This is a genomic window from Adhaeribacter sp. (genome assembly GCF_057359045.1).
The window spans coordinates 13,108-29,489 of the sequence record NZ_JBMQUD010000070.1 but is presented as its reverse complement, the minus strand read 5'-3'; the positions used below and the strand labels follow the sequence as shown (position 1 = coordinate 29,489).

8 protein-coding genes are annotated in these 16,382 nt (G+C 46.3%); all 8 read left to right on the top strand.

Features of this window, described 5'->3' with window-relative positions:
- Window positions 1–663: uracil-DNA glycosylase family protein (locus ACO1R6_RS11495; protein ID WP_486264876.1), on the top strand; the 663-nt coding region annotated here is incomplete at its 5' end.
- A 172-nt stretch (window positions 664–835) separates the two neighbouring features.
- Window positions 836–1,462, top strand: coding sequence for an RNA polymerase sigma factor (locus ACO1R6_RS11490; protein ID WP_486264874.1), 627 nt, complete (start codon window positions 836–838; stop codon window positions 1,460–1,462).
- Between the two features lie 362 nt (window positions 1,463–1,824).
- Entirely contained in the window at window positions 1,825–2,871 is a 1,047-nt protein-coding gene (locus tag ACO1R6_RS11485; protein ID WP_486264873.1) for a FecR family protein, read from the top strand.
- Between the two features lie 89 nt (window positions 2,872–2,960).
- Window positions 2,961–6,335: a SusC/RagA family TonB-linked outer membrane protein gene (locus tag ACO1R6_RS11480; protein ID WP_486264872.1), complete on the top strand. Its 3,375-nt coding sequence runs from the start codon at window positions 2,961–2,963 to the stop codon at window positions 6,333–6,335.
- A gap of 12 nt (window positions 6,336–6,347) precedes the next feature.
- Complete coding sequence (locus ACO1R6_RS11475) at window positions 6,348–8,033, top strand: RagB/SusD family nutrient uptake outer membrane protein (protein ID WP_486264870.1); 1,686 nt, start codon at window positions 6,348–6,350, stop codon at window positions 8,031–8,033.
- A gap of 147 nt (window positions 8,034–8,180) precedes the next feature.
- Window positions 8,181–10,655 (top strand): hypothetical protein, encoded by a 2,475-nt coding sequence (locus ACO1R6_RS11470; protein WP_486264868.1) that lies wholly within the window; start codon window positions 8,181–8,183, stop codon window positions 10,653–10,655.
- An 854-nt stretch (window positions 10,656–11,509) separates the two neighbouring features.
- Window positions 11,510–14,575 carry a SusC/RagA family TonB-linked outer membrane protein gene (locus ACO1R6_RS11465; RefSeq protein ID WP_486264866.1) on the top strand — a complete coding sequence of 1,022 codons (3,066 nt, stop codon included), beginning with the start codon at window positions 11,510–11,512 and terminating at the stop codon, window positions 14,573–14,575.
- Between the two features lie 14 nt (window positions 14,576–14,589).
- Window positions 14,590–16,368: a RagB/SusD family nutrient uptake outer membrane protein gene (locus ACO1R6_RS11460; protein WP_486264865.1), complete on the top strand. Its 1,779-nt coding sequence runs from the start codon at window positions 14,590–14,592 to the stop codon at window positions 16,366–16,368.
- Window positions 16,369–16,382 lie beyond the last annotated feature (14 nt).

Sequence of the window (16,382 nt, the reverse complement as noted above, 5' to 3'; positions counted from 1 at the left end):
TTTACGGGCGAGTTACCGGCGGGCATCCGGATTATGAACCCGTTTCGCGAAGACCCGGCTATTCTGCCCATTTCATCAGCTTTTTACCAGAAATATTACCAAGATAACCAACCACGACACCTGATTCTGGGAATTAACCCAGGTCGGTTTGGTGGTGGCGTTACCGGCGTGCCTTTCACCGACTCCAAGCGCCTGAAAAACGAATGTGGTTTGCCGTATACCGGTAAAGAAACCCACGAACCTTCGTCGGTATTTGTGTACGATGTGATTAAGGCTTTTGGCGGTCCCGAAGCATTTTACCAACATTTTTACATTAATTCTATTTGCCCTTTGGGTTTTACGGCCACCGGTAAAAACGGCAACGAAGTAAACTTCAATTACTACGACAGCAAAGAATTAACGGTGGCTGTGCAGGATTTTATCGTTCAGAGCATCTGGGAACAAATTGCTTTGGGCATACACACCAATATTTGTTTTATTTTTGGCACCGGTAAAAACGAAAAGTTTATGCGCCAGCTGAATGCCCAACATAAGTTTTTCGGCGAAATAATCTCCCTGGAGCACCCGCGGTTTGTGATGCAATACAAAGCCAAATCAAAACAATTTTACATCGATAAATATTTAGCGGCTTTTAACCGGGCTATTGCAACCAAAGAAGATTAACAGCCTTTATATTAATTTAATCTTACGCCATTTAATCCGGACTAAAACCCAGGTTTGCCGCGCAGAATAAATTGTGCCTAAAGTTGCTTTTAAGCCCCGGAACAATTAGCTTTAAAAGACATACATTAGCCTGTTAAAAGGATAATTATTACTTTACCAAGGTAAAAGCCTGATGCCCCACCAACCTTTGCAATCTGCAGCCTCATCCGCCTTATCCTTGCCGGATAACGATAGTGAATTGTGGTCGCAATTTAAAGGCGGCAGCCAGGCGGCATTGGCCACCATTTACCAGCAGCACATTCAGGCCCTGTATAATTATGGCTTAAAAATTTGTCCTGTTTCGGTTTTGGTAGAAGATAGCATCCAAGAATTATTTATTTACATCTGGCATACCCGCCAAAATCTGGGGCAAACAACTAACATAAAATATTACCTCTTTAAAGCATTACGCCGCAAGTTGGTAACCAGCCAGGAAGCGGCCACCCGTACCAATCAGAACGAAACAGATTTTGCCGCCGACCAACCCGCCGCCGACCTTTCGCCGGAAATGCAACTGGTGCTTACCGAAACAGACAAAGACCAATACGCGCAAATGCAAAAAGCGCTTAGTACCTTAACCAAAAGGCAGCGCGAAGCCATTTATTTGCGGTTCTACGATAACTTAAGTTTTCAGGAAATTGCCGATATTATGGGCATGACGGTAAAATCGACGTACACCCTTATTTACCGGGCGCTGGATGTTTTGCGCGATTACCTGCAAGTGCTGGTTTTATCGTGTTACCTGTTACTTACTTTCTAACACCTGCCCTATACCAGGCTTTCCTGGTAGCAATTCGCTTCCTGGCCAGCAATATTCATCTAAAATTCTAAACCATATATTGGGGCACTAACCAAGAGGTAATCTATCGCTGGTATTCTAAAGGTAATATTTGAAAATAACTTCCGGGAACGTCTAACCTGAAAATTAGGTGCGATAATGGTGTGTCTCCTAAGAAAAGATATTAGAGGATATTCAATAAATAGCGATAGAAATTGAATATTTTGTTGATGATATAAATTCTTGTTGCATTAAAAACAAATATTAAAAACAGTTCAAATATTTTGAGGTAAAATATCTGATAAGGCTCTTTTGTTAATAGATGCAGATCTAAAAAGAGGCCTATGGATTATACGGGTTACACGGCGCAAGATTTCTTACTCAACGATGATTTTAAGCAATGGGTATTTAAACCTACTGCTCAAACAAATATTTTTTGGCAAAACTGGTTACGCAACCACCCGCAACAAGCCGGTGAAATAGAAAAAGCCCGGCAAATACTCCTGGCCCTGGATTTTAAACCCGTGGTGCTGCCGGCAAATAAAGTCGATAGCATCTGGCAAAACATACAGGCGCAAACGCAGGAAGCCCCGGTGGTGCCTTTGGTGCCCAAGGCGGAGCCAGTTACCACTACCTGGTTTACCTGGTACCGGGTAGCGGCAATATTCATCGGTATTTTATTGGCGGGTTTGGGGATGTGGCAAATACAACGTACCCATGCACCGGAGGTAGTCGTCTCTACTGGTTATGGCGAAGTGCGGAAAATAACTTTGCCAGATAAGTCGGTAGTGGTACTCAATGGTAATTCTACCTTGGGCTATGCGCGTAGCTGGAGCGGTTCGGGCACGCGGGTTGTTACCTTAAACGGCGAGGCCCATTTTGCGGTAACCCACAATCACCAGCCGTTCCGGGTACAATTAGCCGAAAAAATACAGGTTGAAGTTCTGGGCACCCAGTTTACCGTTACCGGGCGGCCGCAGAAAAAGCAGGTAGTATTAACCGAAGGTAAAGTAAAGGTGGCCGTTACCGAACCGGGGTTTGCGGGATTAAGTACCGTTATCAAAACCGCTACTACCCTAAAACCCGGCGATTTGGTGCTTATTGGGACCGGTCAGCGCCTGCAGAAAACAAAAGTAGCCAATCCTTATTTGTACGGCGCTTTTGCGCAACACCGGGTAGTATTTAAAAACACGCCGCTCTTAGAGGTTGCCCGGGTCCTGCAAGATACCTACGGTTACAAAGTAACTTTTCAGGAACCCCACCTGGCCACCAAACGCTTCACCGGTTCCAGCGAAGTTAACCGGATTGATATGCTCTTAACCGCTATTGAAAAATCATTTAACCTAACCATTAGTAAGAAAGGAAAGAATCTGACTATTGCTCCCAATTAATATTTTCCGCTCCATAACTCACCAAGGGTTATTTAACGGGATTTACCAACTGCCATTTATAAATATTATTCACCACAAAAATTAAAATCATGTACAAACCACTACCCAAACTAACGCTATTGGTGCTGGTATTTTGGGGCGCTGTTTACCTGATGCCCGTGCGGGCGCAGATAATTACAGCCCTAAACCGGAATATTCCCCAGCAAAAGAACCCGCGCAAGGAAAGCAACCAGAAAGCCATAACGGCCATTCTCACGGAATTTGAAACCAAATACGGCCTTACCTTTAACTACGACAACGACTTGCTGGCACCGCTGCTGGCCGATCCTCAATCGGCCCTAAAGCCCAATACCAGCCTCGACGAAACCCTGCGGCAGTTATTGGCACCACACCGGCTCACCTTCGAAAAAATTTCAGCTAAGTTTTACATTATTGTACCGGTAAAGCCCGTGGTGCCGGTTGAGAAAGCTTTTGTGCCGCCGGTTTATGTTGCGCCTAAGTTGGTCGTAGATAAAGTAATATCGGGTAAAGTACTATCTAAAACCGGCGAAGGTTTACCGGGGGTTACCGTTCTTTTAAAAGGTACTACGGTTGGTGCTACTACCAATGCCGACGGCGAATATTCTTTAACGGTGCCGGATGCCGGCGGTACGTTAATATTCTCTTTTATTGGTTTCATGGCGAAGGAAGTAGCCGTGCCGACAGCAGGCGGTACTTTAAACGTTACGTTAGAAGAAGATGCCAAAGCTTTAGAAGAAGTGGTGGTAGTAGGCTACGGCACCCAGCAAAAGAAAGACATAACCGGGGCGGTATCATCTATTAGCGCCCAGGATGTAGGCGAGCGGCGGGCCATGCAGGTTTCGGAAGCGTTGCAGGGAAGTATTCCGGGCGTAACTGTTACCCGCAATTCCGGGGCACCGGGCGCTACCTCCACCATCCGGTTAAGAGGCATTACCACCATCGGCGAAAACAACCCATTGATTATTATTGATGGTGTGCCCAACGATAATATCAACAATGTTAACCCCAACGATATTGAAAGTATTACGGTGTTAAAGGATGCGGCTTCGGCGGCTATTTATGGTTCAAGGGCGGCAGCCGGGGTTATTCTGGTTACCACCAAACGCGCCAAAGCCGGGCAATCCAGTGTAGAATACAATTACGAATACGGGGTACAAACCCCCACCCAATTGCCCGAATATGTAGACGTGGTGCGGTACATGCAGCTCTTTAACGAGTACCAGACCAACGATGGCGGGGCAGCTTTGTATGCGCAGCAGCATATTGATAGCTACCTGGAAAACAACCGCCAGGACCCTGATAAATTTCCGAATACCGACTGGAAAAGATTGGTACTAAAAAATTATGCCCCCCGGCAAATGCACGATTTGTCTTTTACCATTGGTACCGATAAAATCAGGACCAAAGCATCTTTAAGTTATTCTAAGGTAGATGGATTGTATGATAACCGGGCCTACGACCGCTATACTGTCCGGCTTAACAACGACATGACCATCAATAAAAGCCTGAATGCCAATTTCGATTTATTTTACAAACGCACCCATAACGAAGATATTTCCGGCGAAAACCCGATTTACGCGTCGCGGATATTGCCCGGCTTTTACGACGATAAGTACAGCGATGGCCGCTGGGCACCCGGCAAAGACGGCCGGAACCCTTTAGCCCAAATTTACGACGGTGGGTTTAACGAAGCGTATTATAACCAATTAGGTGGCCGATTGGCCTTTAATTTTAAACCGGTTAATGATCTTTCGCTTACGGCCATTATTTCGCCTACCCTCAACTTCGATAAAACCAAAGTATTTTCAAAGGTTATTAGGTTTTCCGATGTAGCCGATCCGGGTAAAATTTTAAACGTTAACCAAGCCAATACAACCTTAAGCGAAGGCCGGCCGGATTCCCGTTTTATGAACGGACAACTTTTAGCCAATTATTCTAAAAATATTGGCGAGATTCACCAGTTAGATGCTTTGCTGGGTTACGAAGAAAATTATTATTACAACGAGGGGCTATCGGCTTCGCGCGGCTCATTTACCATTACCAATTTCCCTTACCTGGATTTAGGTAACCAGGAGTTGCGGAATAATGCCGGTGATGCTTCTGAATCGGCGTTACGTTCGGTTTTTAGCCGCTTAAAATACAGCTTCCGCGATAAATATTACATCCAGGGCAATGTGCGCTACGATGGTTCTTCTAGGTTTCACCAGGATCGTCGCTGGGCCTTGTTCCCGTCTTTCTCGGCCGGTTGGACCATTTCCGAAGAAAATTTCCTCAAAAATTTCCGCCCTTTATCTTTCCTGAAAGTGCGGGGCTCGTGGGGCGTAGTAGGCAACGAACGCATTGGCAATTATCCGTACCAGTCGTCTATTCAGTTTAACAATGCCTTGTTTTACCGGGGAGGCCTAATCTCTGCCGAAACCGCTGGGGCGCAGGTAAAATATGCCGTAGAAAATATTACCTGGGAAACGACCGAATCGGTTGATTTTGGGATTGATGCCGGGTTTTTAGATAACCGTTTGCAACTGACCGCCGATGTGTACGATAAAAAAACCCGCGATATTTTACTGGCTTTGGATATACCGCGCTATTTGGGTTACGATAATCCCAACCAGAATGCCGGTATGGTTAGTGCTCGGGGGGGGGAACTGGCCGCCGGGTGGCGCGATAAAATTGGCGAACTGGGTTACTCAGTAAACTTTAACTTATCGGACGCTAAAACCAAAATTGTAGACCTTAAAGGAACCCAAATGCGCGGTGACCAGGCTCAATTAGAAGGTGGTGAGTTTAACGAGTGGTTTGGTTATAAGTCGGCGGGTTTATTCCAGACCGCCGAAGAAGTAAAAGATGCTCCTGTATTAAATAACAACACCAAGCCCGGCGATATCCGGTACGTAGATTTAAACAACGATGGTAAAATTACCCCCGAAGGCGATAAAATTTTATTGGGCGGATCTTTACCCCGTTACATCTACGGTGGCAATATTCGGGTAGATTACAAAGGCCTGGATTTTACTTTGGTAGTGCAAGGAGTAGGCAAAGTAAAAAGCCGCCTGGGTAATACCGCCATTCAGCCTTTCCTGGAGAATTTTGGTAACGTACCTGCCGAACTAGACGGTAATTTCTGGAGCCTGGGCAATACGCCTGAGCAGAATTTAGGCGCCAAGTATCCGCGGTTGTCCCGCGCCTCCGAAGGCAATAATTACCAGATGTCGGATTACTGGCTCATCAATGGCGCTTACCTCCGCATTAAAAACCTGACTCTGGGTTATAACTTGCCCGCTGTATTTACCAACCGCATCCGGTTACAAGGTCTGCGGGTATACGTAGCGGCCAATGATTTAAAGTCGTTCAGTAAATTCCCCAAAGGCTGGGACCCTGAAGTAGATGCCTCTACTTACCCCATTGTAACTACCCTGATGGGCGGTGTATCTGTTAAATTTTAAAGCGATAATTTTATGAAATCTATAAAATATTTAACTGCTTTTTTACTGGCCGGGCTGGTAAGCTGCAGTGATTTGGATTTAAATCCATTATCCGAAAGTTCTACGGGTACTTTTTATTCTAACCAAACCGAGTTAGAATTAGCCGTAAACGATTTGTATCGTTCGGGCTTTTTTGGCAACGACGACGAACTATACACCGATAATTTCTGGCACCGGGGACAGGTTGGTAACGCCGTTACTTATGGTACCCTTAATGCCGATGATGGCGCGGTGCTAACTTTCTGGAACAACTCCTATAAGCAAATTGCGCGGGTAAATAGTTTTCTGGCAAATAAAGACCGGGCTAAAAATAATACCCCGGCCAATATTATGACCCGCCTGGAAGCCGAAGCCCGTTTTGTAAGGGCCTACCAGTATAGCCGTTTAATAACGCATTTTGGCGATGTACCCTTTTTAAAAGACCAGGTTAGCTTAGCAGATTCGTATAAACTTACCCGGACCAGCAAAGACGAAATTCTGCAGTTTGTTTTTAGCGAATTAGATTGGGCGGCTAATAATTTGCCCAGCACGTATGGTGCCGGCGAACTGCGGCGCTTTACCAAAGGGGCGGCCCTGGCCGTAAAAGCCCGTACTGCTTTGTATATGGGCAAATGGGCCGAAGCCCGCGATGCCGCCAAAGCCGTAATGGATTTAGCGGCCGGTGGCGTATACGCCTTGCACCCCAGCTACCGCGAATTGTTTTTAACGGCCGGCGAAAACAGCAAAGAAATTATTATTAGTGTTCCTAAGTCGCAGGCGCAAGGGGTTTTTACCCAAGGTACCATTGTGCGGGATCATTTATCCAGAAATGCCGGCGGTTTTGGGGCTGCTTTGCCTACCTGGGAACTCATGGATTCTTACGAAGCTATTGATGGATTGCCCATCGACGAATCGCCGTTGTACAACCCGCGCCGGCCATTTGAGCAACGCGACCCCAGGTTAAAAGAAACCATTGTAGAAATAGGTAGTAACTGGCTGGGCTACCGCTATCAACCGCACCCCGATACTTTACAGGTAAAAGATTATAAATCGGGTAGGTTGGTTACGAATAACGATTCCAGGAGCCGGGCGCCTTTTGCCAGCTACAATGGTTTGTTATGGAAAAAAGGAGTAGACCAAACTTGGGTAGATAGGTTAGTAGAAGACAACGACGAAATAATTTTACGTTACGCCGAAATGCTGCTCACGTTTGCCGAAGCCAAAGTAGAGTTAGGCGAAACAGATGCGGCCGTCCTAAATGCTATAAATCAGGTAAGGGCCCGGGCCTACGGCGTAAATGTAAGCCAAACGGCCAACTACCCCGCCGTTACCACCACCGATAAAAATCAATTAAGAACCATTATTAAAAGGGAGCGGCGCGTAGAATTTGCCAAAGAAGGTTTGCGTTACATGGATTTAATCCGGTGGGGCATCGCCGAAAAAGCTTTAACCAAGCCTGTAGTAGGTTTACCCGACCCCAACAACCAGAACCGCGCCAAATGGCCGTTCCCCGGCGTACCGGCCATCGACGAAGATGGTATTCCGGATTATTCTGCGTTTCAGGCCGATGTAAAAGTTTTGGCCATTCGCAACTTCGATAAAACAAAGCAATATTTATGGCCTATTCCGGCCACCGAACGGCGGGTAAATGCCAGTCTTACGCAAAACGCCGGGTACTAAAATATTACCGTCGGCAACATAAGCGGCGCTATAAGGCGCCAGAAGTAAATTATTTCATTCCGGCAGCTTTAGCACCAAAGCAGGGCTGCCGGATGGGGCTATCGTGAGCCAACTATTTGTTTTAATTTTTCAAACCAATATTAACGCATGCAATTAAAGAAGCTTTCCTGTATTCTGGCCTTGGTATTTGCCGGAATTTCGCCCCCGGTTTTGGGGCAGCAAAAAAGGCCCGTATTCAGTGGCATCTATCCGCACCTGGCTTATTACAACAACGAAGGCGAGTGTGGTACCGGAGCCGTAGTGCCCTGGGCCGACCGGTTATATGTTATTACCTATGGGCCACATTTGCCTTTTGGTTCTTCGGATAAGTTGTACGAAATAACCGCCGACTTGCAGCAAACTGTCCGGCAGGAGAGTATTGGCGGCACCCCGGCCAACCGGATGATTCACAAAGAAAGTAACCAGTTATTTATCGGGCCTTACGCCATTGATGCCAACCGCCAGGTTAGGGTAATTCCTTACAAAGGCGAAGGAGCCGCCCCCGGCCGCATTACGGCTACGGCTAGGCACTTAACCAACCCCAAAGAAATGGTTTATAACGCCACCATGGAAGAAGGTTTTTATGAAATAGACGTAAATACGTTAAAGGCCAAAACCTTATATGTTGATGGTAATACCGTCCGGAAAGAAACCGATGCCGGGCAGTTTAGTCCTTTATTGCCGGGTGCGCACGGCAAAGGTTCGTACTCGGGGCAAGGTGTACTGGTTTATTCTAATAACGGCGAAGATACCCCCGAGGCACTTAAAAAATTTGATATTAAAGCGGGTTCCTTGGCCGAGTGGAACGGGAAAGACTGGAAAATAGTACGGCGCAACCAGTTTGTAGAAGTAACCGGACCCGGTGGTATTTACGGCAACGCTAATCCGCAAACCGATCCCATTTGGGCTACCGGTTGGGATCATAAATCGGTGTTGCTGGGCGTGCGCGACAATGGCGGCTGGTCTTTTTACCGCTTACCCAAAGCCAGCCACAGCTACGATGGTGCCCACGGCTGGAACACCGAGTGGCCCCGCATCCGCGATATAGGTACTGCCGGCAAACCCGATTATTTAATGACCATGCACGGCATGTTCTGGAAATTTCCTGGCACGTTTACCTCTAAAAATGCGGCGGGTATTCGGCCCCGGTCAGCTTATTTAAAAGTTATCGGCGATTTTACCCGCTGGCAGGATGGTTTGGTTTTTGGCTGTGACGACTCGGCGCAGAAAGAGTTTTTGAATAAACGCAAAGCCAAAGGCAACATCGAAGGGCCGGGCCAATCTAATTCTAATCTTTGGTTTACTTCCGAGGAACTGCCCGATCAATTAGGCCCCAATACGGCCGAAGGAGCCGTTTGGCTTTCGGAGCCGATAGAAGCAAATAAACCTTCCGAAGCTTTTTTATTTTCGGGCTGGAAAAACCGGATGGCCTGGTTATTAAACGAAGGCACCACCACCGCCACCTTTAAATTAGAAGTAGACCCGGACGGAAAAGGAAAATGGCAAACCCTTAAAACCGTAAAAGCCGAACCCGGCCAAGCCATTGCTTTACCTTTTACTGCCAACGAAAAAGGCGAATGGATTCGGGTATCGAGCGATAAAGCCACCAAAGCTACCGCGCATTTTTCTTACACCGACGAAAGTAAATTCAATACCCCCGCCAATGCTTTATTCCAGGGCCTGACTAGCGTAGCAAATAATAATTACAGCGGCGGCTTAATGGTTGGTTTAGGCGAAAACCGGCGGGCTTTGGGCTTACTGGCCGGCAATATTGCAAATGGTAAATTTACCGAGAGCGGATATTACGAACTGGACGGCGACATGAACCTGGTAAAAAAAGAAGATGCCAAAACGGCCCAGTTTATCCGCGATAAATTTGCTATTCCCAGTAAAGTTTTAACCATAGAGGAATCTTCGGTTTTGGTAATAGATGACCAGGGCCGCCGGTGGCGTTTGCCTTTGGGTAACCGCCAGTTTACCAACCTGACAAATAATAACCTGCTCCGGATTTGCCGCGAAGTAGCCACCGAACGCGATTTGTTAAATGCCCACGGTACATTCTATGAGTTGCCAGCCGAAAATGCCGATGGTTTTGCCAAAATCAGACCGGTTTCTTCGCATAACTTAGCCATCCACGATTATGCTTCGTACCGCGGTTTATTAGTCATGACCGGCATTGAGGCTAATGCCAAAACCAATGCCGAACATATTATTCGTTCTGCCGATGGCAAAGCCAATATTTGGGCCGGTACCATTGATGATTTATGGAAATTAGGCAAACCCAAAGGTGAAGGCGGCCCCTGGAAAAATTCAGCGGTTAAAAAAGGAATTGCCTCTGACCCATACCTGATTGGCTTTTACGACAAACGCAAACTAACCTTATCGCACAACGCGAAACAGCCCATAGTCTTTAAAGTAGAAGTAGAACCCATTGGCCACGGCCCCTGGATGACTTACAAAGAAATTACTGTACCGGCCGGCAAAACCATCGACTATACTTTCCCGGATTCTTTCCAAGCCCGCTGGATTCGGTTTACGGCCGATAAAGATTGTAAAGCCACGTCGTGGTTGAAATATGAATAATTTTAAGCGGATATCTATTTAAGGTTTTCTCTTAAATATTGGAAGTAAGCCTCTGAGTGAAGTTTAAAATAAACTTTACTCTTTTGTGAAATATTTTAAAATGTAATTTAAAATATTAACCCAGTTGTAAAAACTACAGCTGGGTTAATATTTTTTTATATATTAGAGCGGTATTCTAATCCGCTAATAACGAACGCTACACTTTTTTGCGTTGGTCTTACGGTTACCAAAAGTACTTACTACCCGCAAAAGGGAGATTTATGCCCTTTTACTCCCCTTCACAATAGCAAAATTATTGTGTGTTATTATTCTAAACTGACTGTAACTTCCACCTGCAATTATTTAGACTTAATGCTAAAGAAGCAAACTGCAGCCAAGTTATACAAAACAAATAAAACGGGTTAACTACCAAACCTGTTTACTCCGCACGAACACCTATTATCCACCACTAAAATTAAAAACATGTCTAAACTACTACAAAAATCCCTCTGCAAGCGGCCGATGTATAAAAGTCAGTTTATCCGCTGTCAACTAAATACTATTAAGTTAATATTATTATATCCTTAATACTTTATTAATCTAATATTAAAGTATTGTAAAATCTGCTTCCACCCGATTTTACTGTAAACTTGTGCTCTACTTTTGCCCCATCTAAAGGGTTACTGTAAGTTTCTGAGCAAAATATTACCGGCCCACCCATTATCTGAAGAAGGTAAATCCAAATCTTCCGGAAAGGGAAAAGATTGTGCTGCAGCAGTTATTCTTTTAGTCAAACATGCTGTGTCATAACCTTTTCTGGATTCATTTTATGAAGTTTCAACCTAAAACCAATTGTGCTAACTAAAATGTAAGTTATGAGAAGAATTACCCCAACTCTTTATCAATTTAAACCAGCTTTGCTCGTCATGCTGGCCATGTGCTACGGCGTAGCCGTGTTTGCACAGCAAACCCAAACCATTAGCGGTAAAGTTACCGGTAATGCCGGAGAAAGCCTGCCGGGTGTAACTATTTTAATTAAAGGTACAAACGTAGGAACTGCTACAGATGCTAACGGGAGTTATGCCTTGCCAGTATCGGATGGTTCCAGCACGCTGGTAGTGTCTTTTGTGGGTTTTCAAACGCAGGAAGTGCCCATTAACAACCGCTCTACCATTAATATTAGGTTAGAAACCGATGCCAAAGCCCTGGAAGAAGTAGTGGTAGTAGGCTACGGTACCCAGAAAAAAGTTAGCGTTACCGGCGCCATTTCGATGGTGAAAGGCGACGACCTGAAGCAAGCTCCCACTACCCACGTAACCAATACCTTAACGGGCCGGGTGGCCGGCGTAATGGCCGTCGACCGTTCCGGCGAACCCGGTGGCGGCGGTTCCCAAATATTTATCCGGGGGCAGGGTACCCTGGGCGATACCTCGCCGCTAATTGTCGTGGACGGTATTCCGAGCCTGTTGGGTGGTCTGGATAAAATTAACCCCAACGATATTGAAAGTGTTTCGGTGCTGAAAGATGCTTCGGCTTCTATTTACGGTTCCCGGGCGGCCAACGGGGTAATTCTGGTTAAAACCAAGAGAGGTAAAAGCGGTAAACCCACCCTCGATTACAGCTTTAACCAAGGCTTTGTAACGCCCACCCGGATGCCCGAAATGGCCGATGCCGGCTTATATGCCCAGCTGACGAACGAAATTCTGGAATACGCCGGCACCCGGCCCAAATATACCCCCGAAGACATTCAGAAATTTAAAGACGGCTCATCGCCCTGGACCCACCCCAATACCGACTGGATTAAGGCCGTTATAAAACCGGTTTCTCTGCAAAATATGCACAATTTATCGTTACGGGGCGGCGGTGATAAAATGCGTTATTTTGTATCTTTAGGTACCATTTACGAAGATGCCGTTTACCGCAATAGTGCTACCAACTACAAACAACAAAACCTGCGCCTTAATTTAGATGCTGATGTTACCCAAAATATTCGGTTAAATTTTGATGTACAAGCCCGGCACAGCAATAAAAATTATCCGCCGCTGGGGGCCAACGATATTTTCCGGTTTATTCAGCGGGGCCGGCCTACCGAAACCGCCGTTTGGCCCAATGGCTTACCCGGCCCCGATATTGAAAACGGCAACAACCCGGTGGTAACCTCTACCAATACCATTGGGTACAACCGCCACGACATAAACCTGATAAATGCCATTTTGGGGTACAATGTTAAACTACCCTGGGTAGAAGGCCTCTCTATTGATGGTAATCTGGCGGCCAGTAAAGAGCTTACACATAAGAAGAACTTTATTAAACCCTGGACCCTTTACTCCTTTGGTGGTTTCGACAGCCAGAACAATCCGGTGCTTAATTCGGCCGAACGCGGCGTGAGCGATCCGCGCCTAACGGAGTCGTTTGTGCACAGCCAGCAAATTACGTTTAACTCTAAAATTAATTATGCCCGTACCTTTGGTTCGCATAATGTAAGTGCTTTTGTAGCGTATGAGCAAAGCGAAGAAAAAGGCAACGATTTTACGGGTTCGCGTCGCTACTTTATTTCGCCGGCGGTAGATCAGTTATTTGCCGGCGGTCAGGACGAAAGAACCATTACGGGCTCGGGCTACGAAGAAGCCCGCAAAAATTATTTTGGCCGCGTTTCGTACCAGTTTAAAGATACCTATTTATTTGATTTTAACTGGCGTTACGATGGTTCGCAGAACTTTCCGCGCGATAAACGATTTGGTTTTTTTCCGGGCTTCTCGGCCGGCTGGGTAGTTTCTAACGAAAACTTCTGGAAGAATAATATCAGTGCCATTGAGTTCTTTAAAATCCGGGGTTCGTGGGGGCAAATGGGTAACGACAAAGTGGCCCGTTTCCAGTACCTGAGTAACTATGGTTTTGGCGCCGGCGCTATCTTTGGCAACAATTTAGGCTTAAAGGCCTCTATTTACCCGGTACGAATTCCTAACCAGAATATCACCTGGGAGGTAGCCAATAATTTTAATATTGGCATCGAAAACCAGTTTTTTAACAATGCCTTAAGCTTGGAGATTGATTATTTCCGGACCAAACGCTCCAATATTCTCATTGCCCGCTCGGCCTCGGTGCCAGAATATACCGGTATTGTACTGCCCGACGAAAACCTGGGTATTGTGCAAAACCAAGGCTTTGATGCCCAACTTACCCACCGGAAAACCATTGGTAAATTAAATATGAACACTACCGGTACGGTTTCTTTTGCCCGTAATAAAATTTTATTCTGGGATGAGCCCGAAAACGTGCCTGATTACCAAAAGTATACCGGTACCCGGATTGGCTCCAGCCTGTATTACGAGGCCATGGGCATTTTTAAAGACGTAGATGAGGTAAATAGCATGCCCCACATGGCCGGTGCCCGCCCCGGCGATGTAATTTTCCGGGATGTAAATGAAGACGGCAAAATAGACGCCAAAGACCGGACGCGGTTTAATAAATCGCAGTTTCCAGAATGGACTTACGGCCTGAATCTGGGTTTCCAGTTCGTTAATTTCGATCTATCTATGCTGTGGCAAGGTGCAGCCGGTGCCAACCAGTATGTGCGTACGGAATCGGGGTTAATTGGTAATTTTCCGGTGGCTTACGTCCAGAACCGCTGGACTCCCGATAATACCGACACCGACGTGGCCCGGGTTTTTGATAACCGCGAATACTGGATTACCCAACAAAATTCTTACTGGCTTTACAACACCAATTACCTCCGGTTAAAAACCCTGCAAATTGGCTATAACCTGCCGGCGGCTATTACCCAAAAAGTAAAACTGCAGAATTTGCGGGTGTACGTGAGCGGTCAGAATCTCTTAACTTTTGATAAGGTTAAAATATTTGACCCCGAGCTGCCGAACGGTTCGGGACATTACTATCCGCAAATTAAAATTTATAATGCCGGGGTAAGTTTAACTTTTTAATCGCTAAATAAAAGATGAAAAATATAACTAAAAAAATATTGGTGCTGGCAAGTATAATATTGCTTGCCGGTGCAACTGCCTGCGAAGAAGATTTTCTGGAAAGAAAACCTTTAGACTCAATTAGCGATGCCGACGTTTGGCAAGACCCGGCCCTGGTAGAAGCATTTGTAAATGATTTGTACGCCCGTATCTGGGACCCCTTTACCGATAGCTGGAAAGTAATGCACACCGCTGTTTCTGACGAGGGCATGTACCTGCGCGACAAAGGCACCGATGTGGTGGTAAAAGGAACGCTTACGCCCGAAAATATGGGTACGCTTACCCAGTTTGGCCAGTGGAGCAATTATTATAAAGGTATTCGCAACTGCAATACTTTTCTGGAGCGCATTGATGAAGTAACCTTTAAAGATGATAACTGGCGCAAACGGCTTACGGGCGAAGTACGTTTTCTGCGGGCATATTATTATTTTAACCTGGTAAGCCACTGGGGCGGGGTACCCTTGGTAACCGAAACCTTTAGCCTCCACGACAGCGAAGCCATGTTTATTTCCCGTAGTTCTTTTGAAGAATGCGTAAATGCCATTGTAGCAGACTGCGACCAGGCCAGTGAATTATTAGGCTCCAGTTATAATAGCGATAACACCGGCCGGGCAACCAAATATGCGGCCATGGCTTTAAAATCCAGAATGCTGTTGTACGCGGCCAGCGACTTATTTAACAAACCCGGCAATACCAATGCCTTGGTGGGGTATACCACGGGCAGCCAGGCACAACGGTGGCAGGCCGCCAAAGCCGCGGCTAAAGCCGTTATCGATAATCCCGGTAAACATGGTTTGTATGCCCCCACCGATTCGGCGGCCGAAAATTATACCCGCATTTTCCTGGACAATCACAACCCCGAAATATTATTTGCCAAACTGCACAACAAACAATTGCAAGGCACCTCCGTCGATTTGTGGAATGGACCCAATGGCTACCATAACTGGGGCGGTAATTTGCCAATCGAGAATTTTGTGATGGGTTATCAGTTAAGAGATGGTACGCCTTTTAGCTGGAACAATCCGGAACACTCCAAAGAGCCTTACAAAAATCGCGATCCGCGTTTTTATGCGTCTATTCTGTACAACGGTGCGCCCTGGCGCTCCCGGCCTTCCGATGCTGCCGCCTCCGATCCCCTCGGCATTATTCAAACCGGCAGTGTTGAAGTCTGGAACCCCACTACAAACAAAATTGATGTAGTTTGGGGCGTAGATACCCGTTTTAGCCCCATCGAGAACTGGAATGCCTCTACCACCGGTTATTATACCCGCAAGTTTCTAGATAGAAACGTAGACGGGCAGTTTTTCCGGGGCGAGCAACCCTGGATTATGTTCCGGTACGCCGAGGTGTTGTTAAATTATGCCGAAGCTTGTTTGGAACTGGGCGAAGATGCCGAAGCCCGTACATATATAAACAAAGTACGCACCCGGGCAGGAATGCCAGCCCTAACCAGTACTATAGCCGGGCCGGCGCTGGAAGCTATGTATCGCTATGAACGCAAGTATGAACTGGCGTTTGAAGGCCACCGCTATTTTGATATCCGCCGTTGGTTAATGGCCGAACAAGTAATGAATACGCCTGCCAACGGAATTGATATTGTGGCTAAACTAAACCCCGACAGAACCACCCATACTTACCAGTATAAAATTGTGCAGGTAGGTCCGCGGGCTTTCCACCCCAAAGGGTATTTTTCGCCGATTCCGGTTACTGAAATCCAGAAAAACGCCAAACTCGAACAAAATCCAAATTATTAACCCGGTTTCGAAAA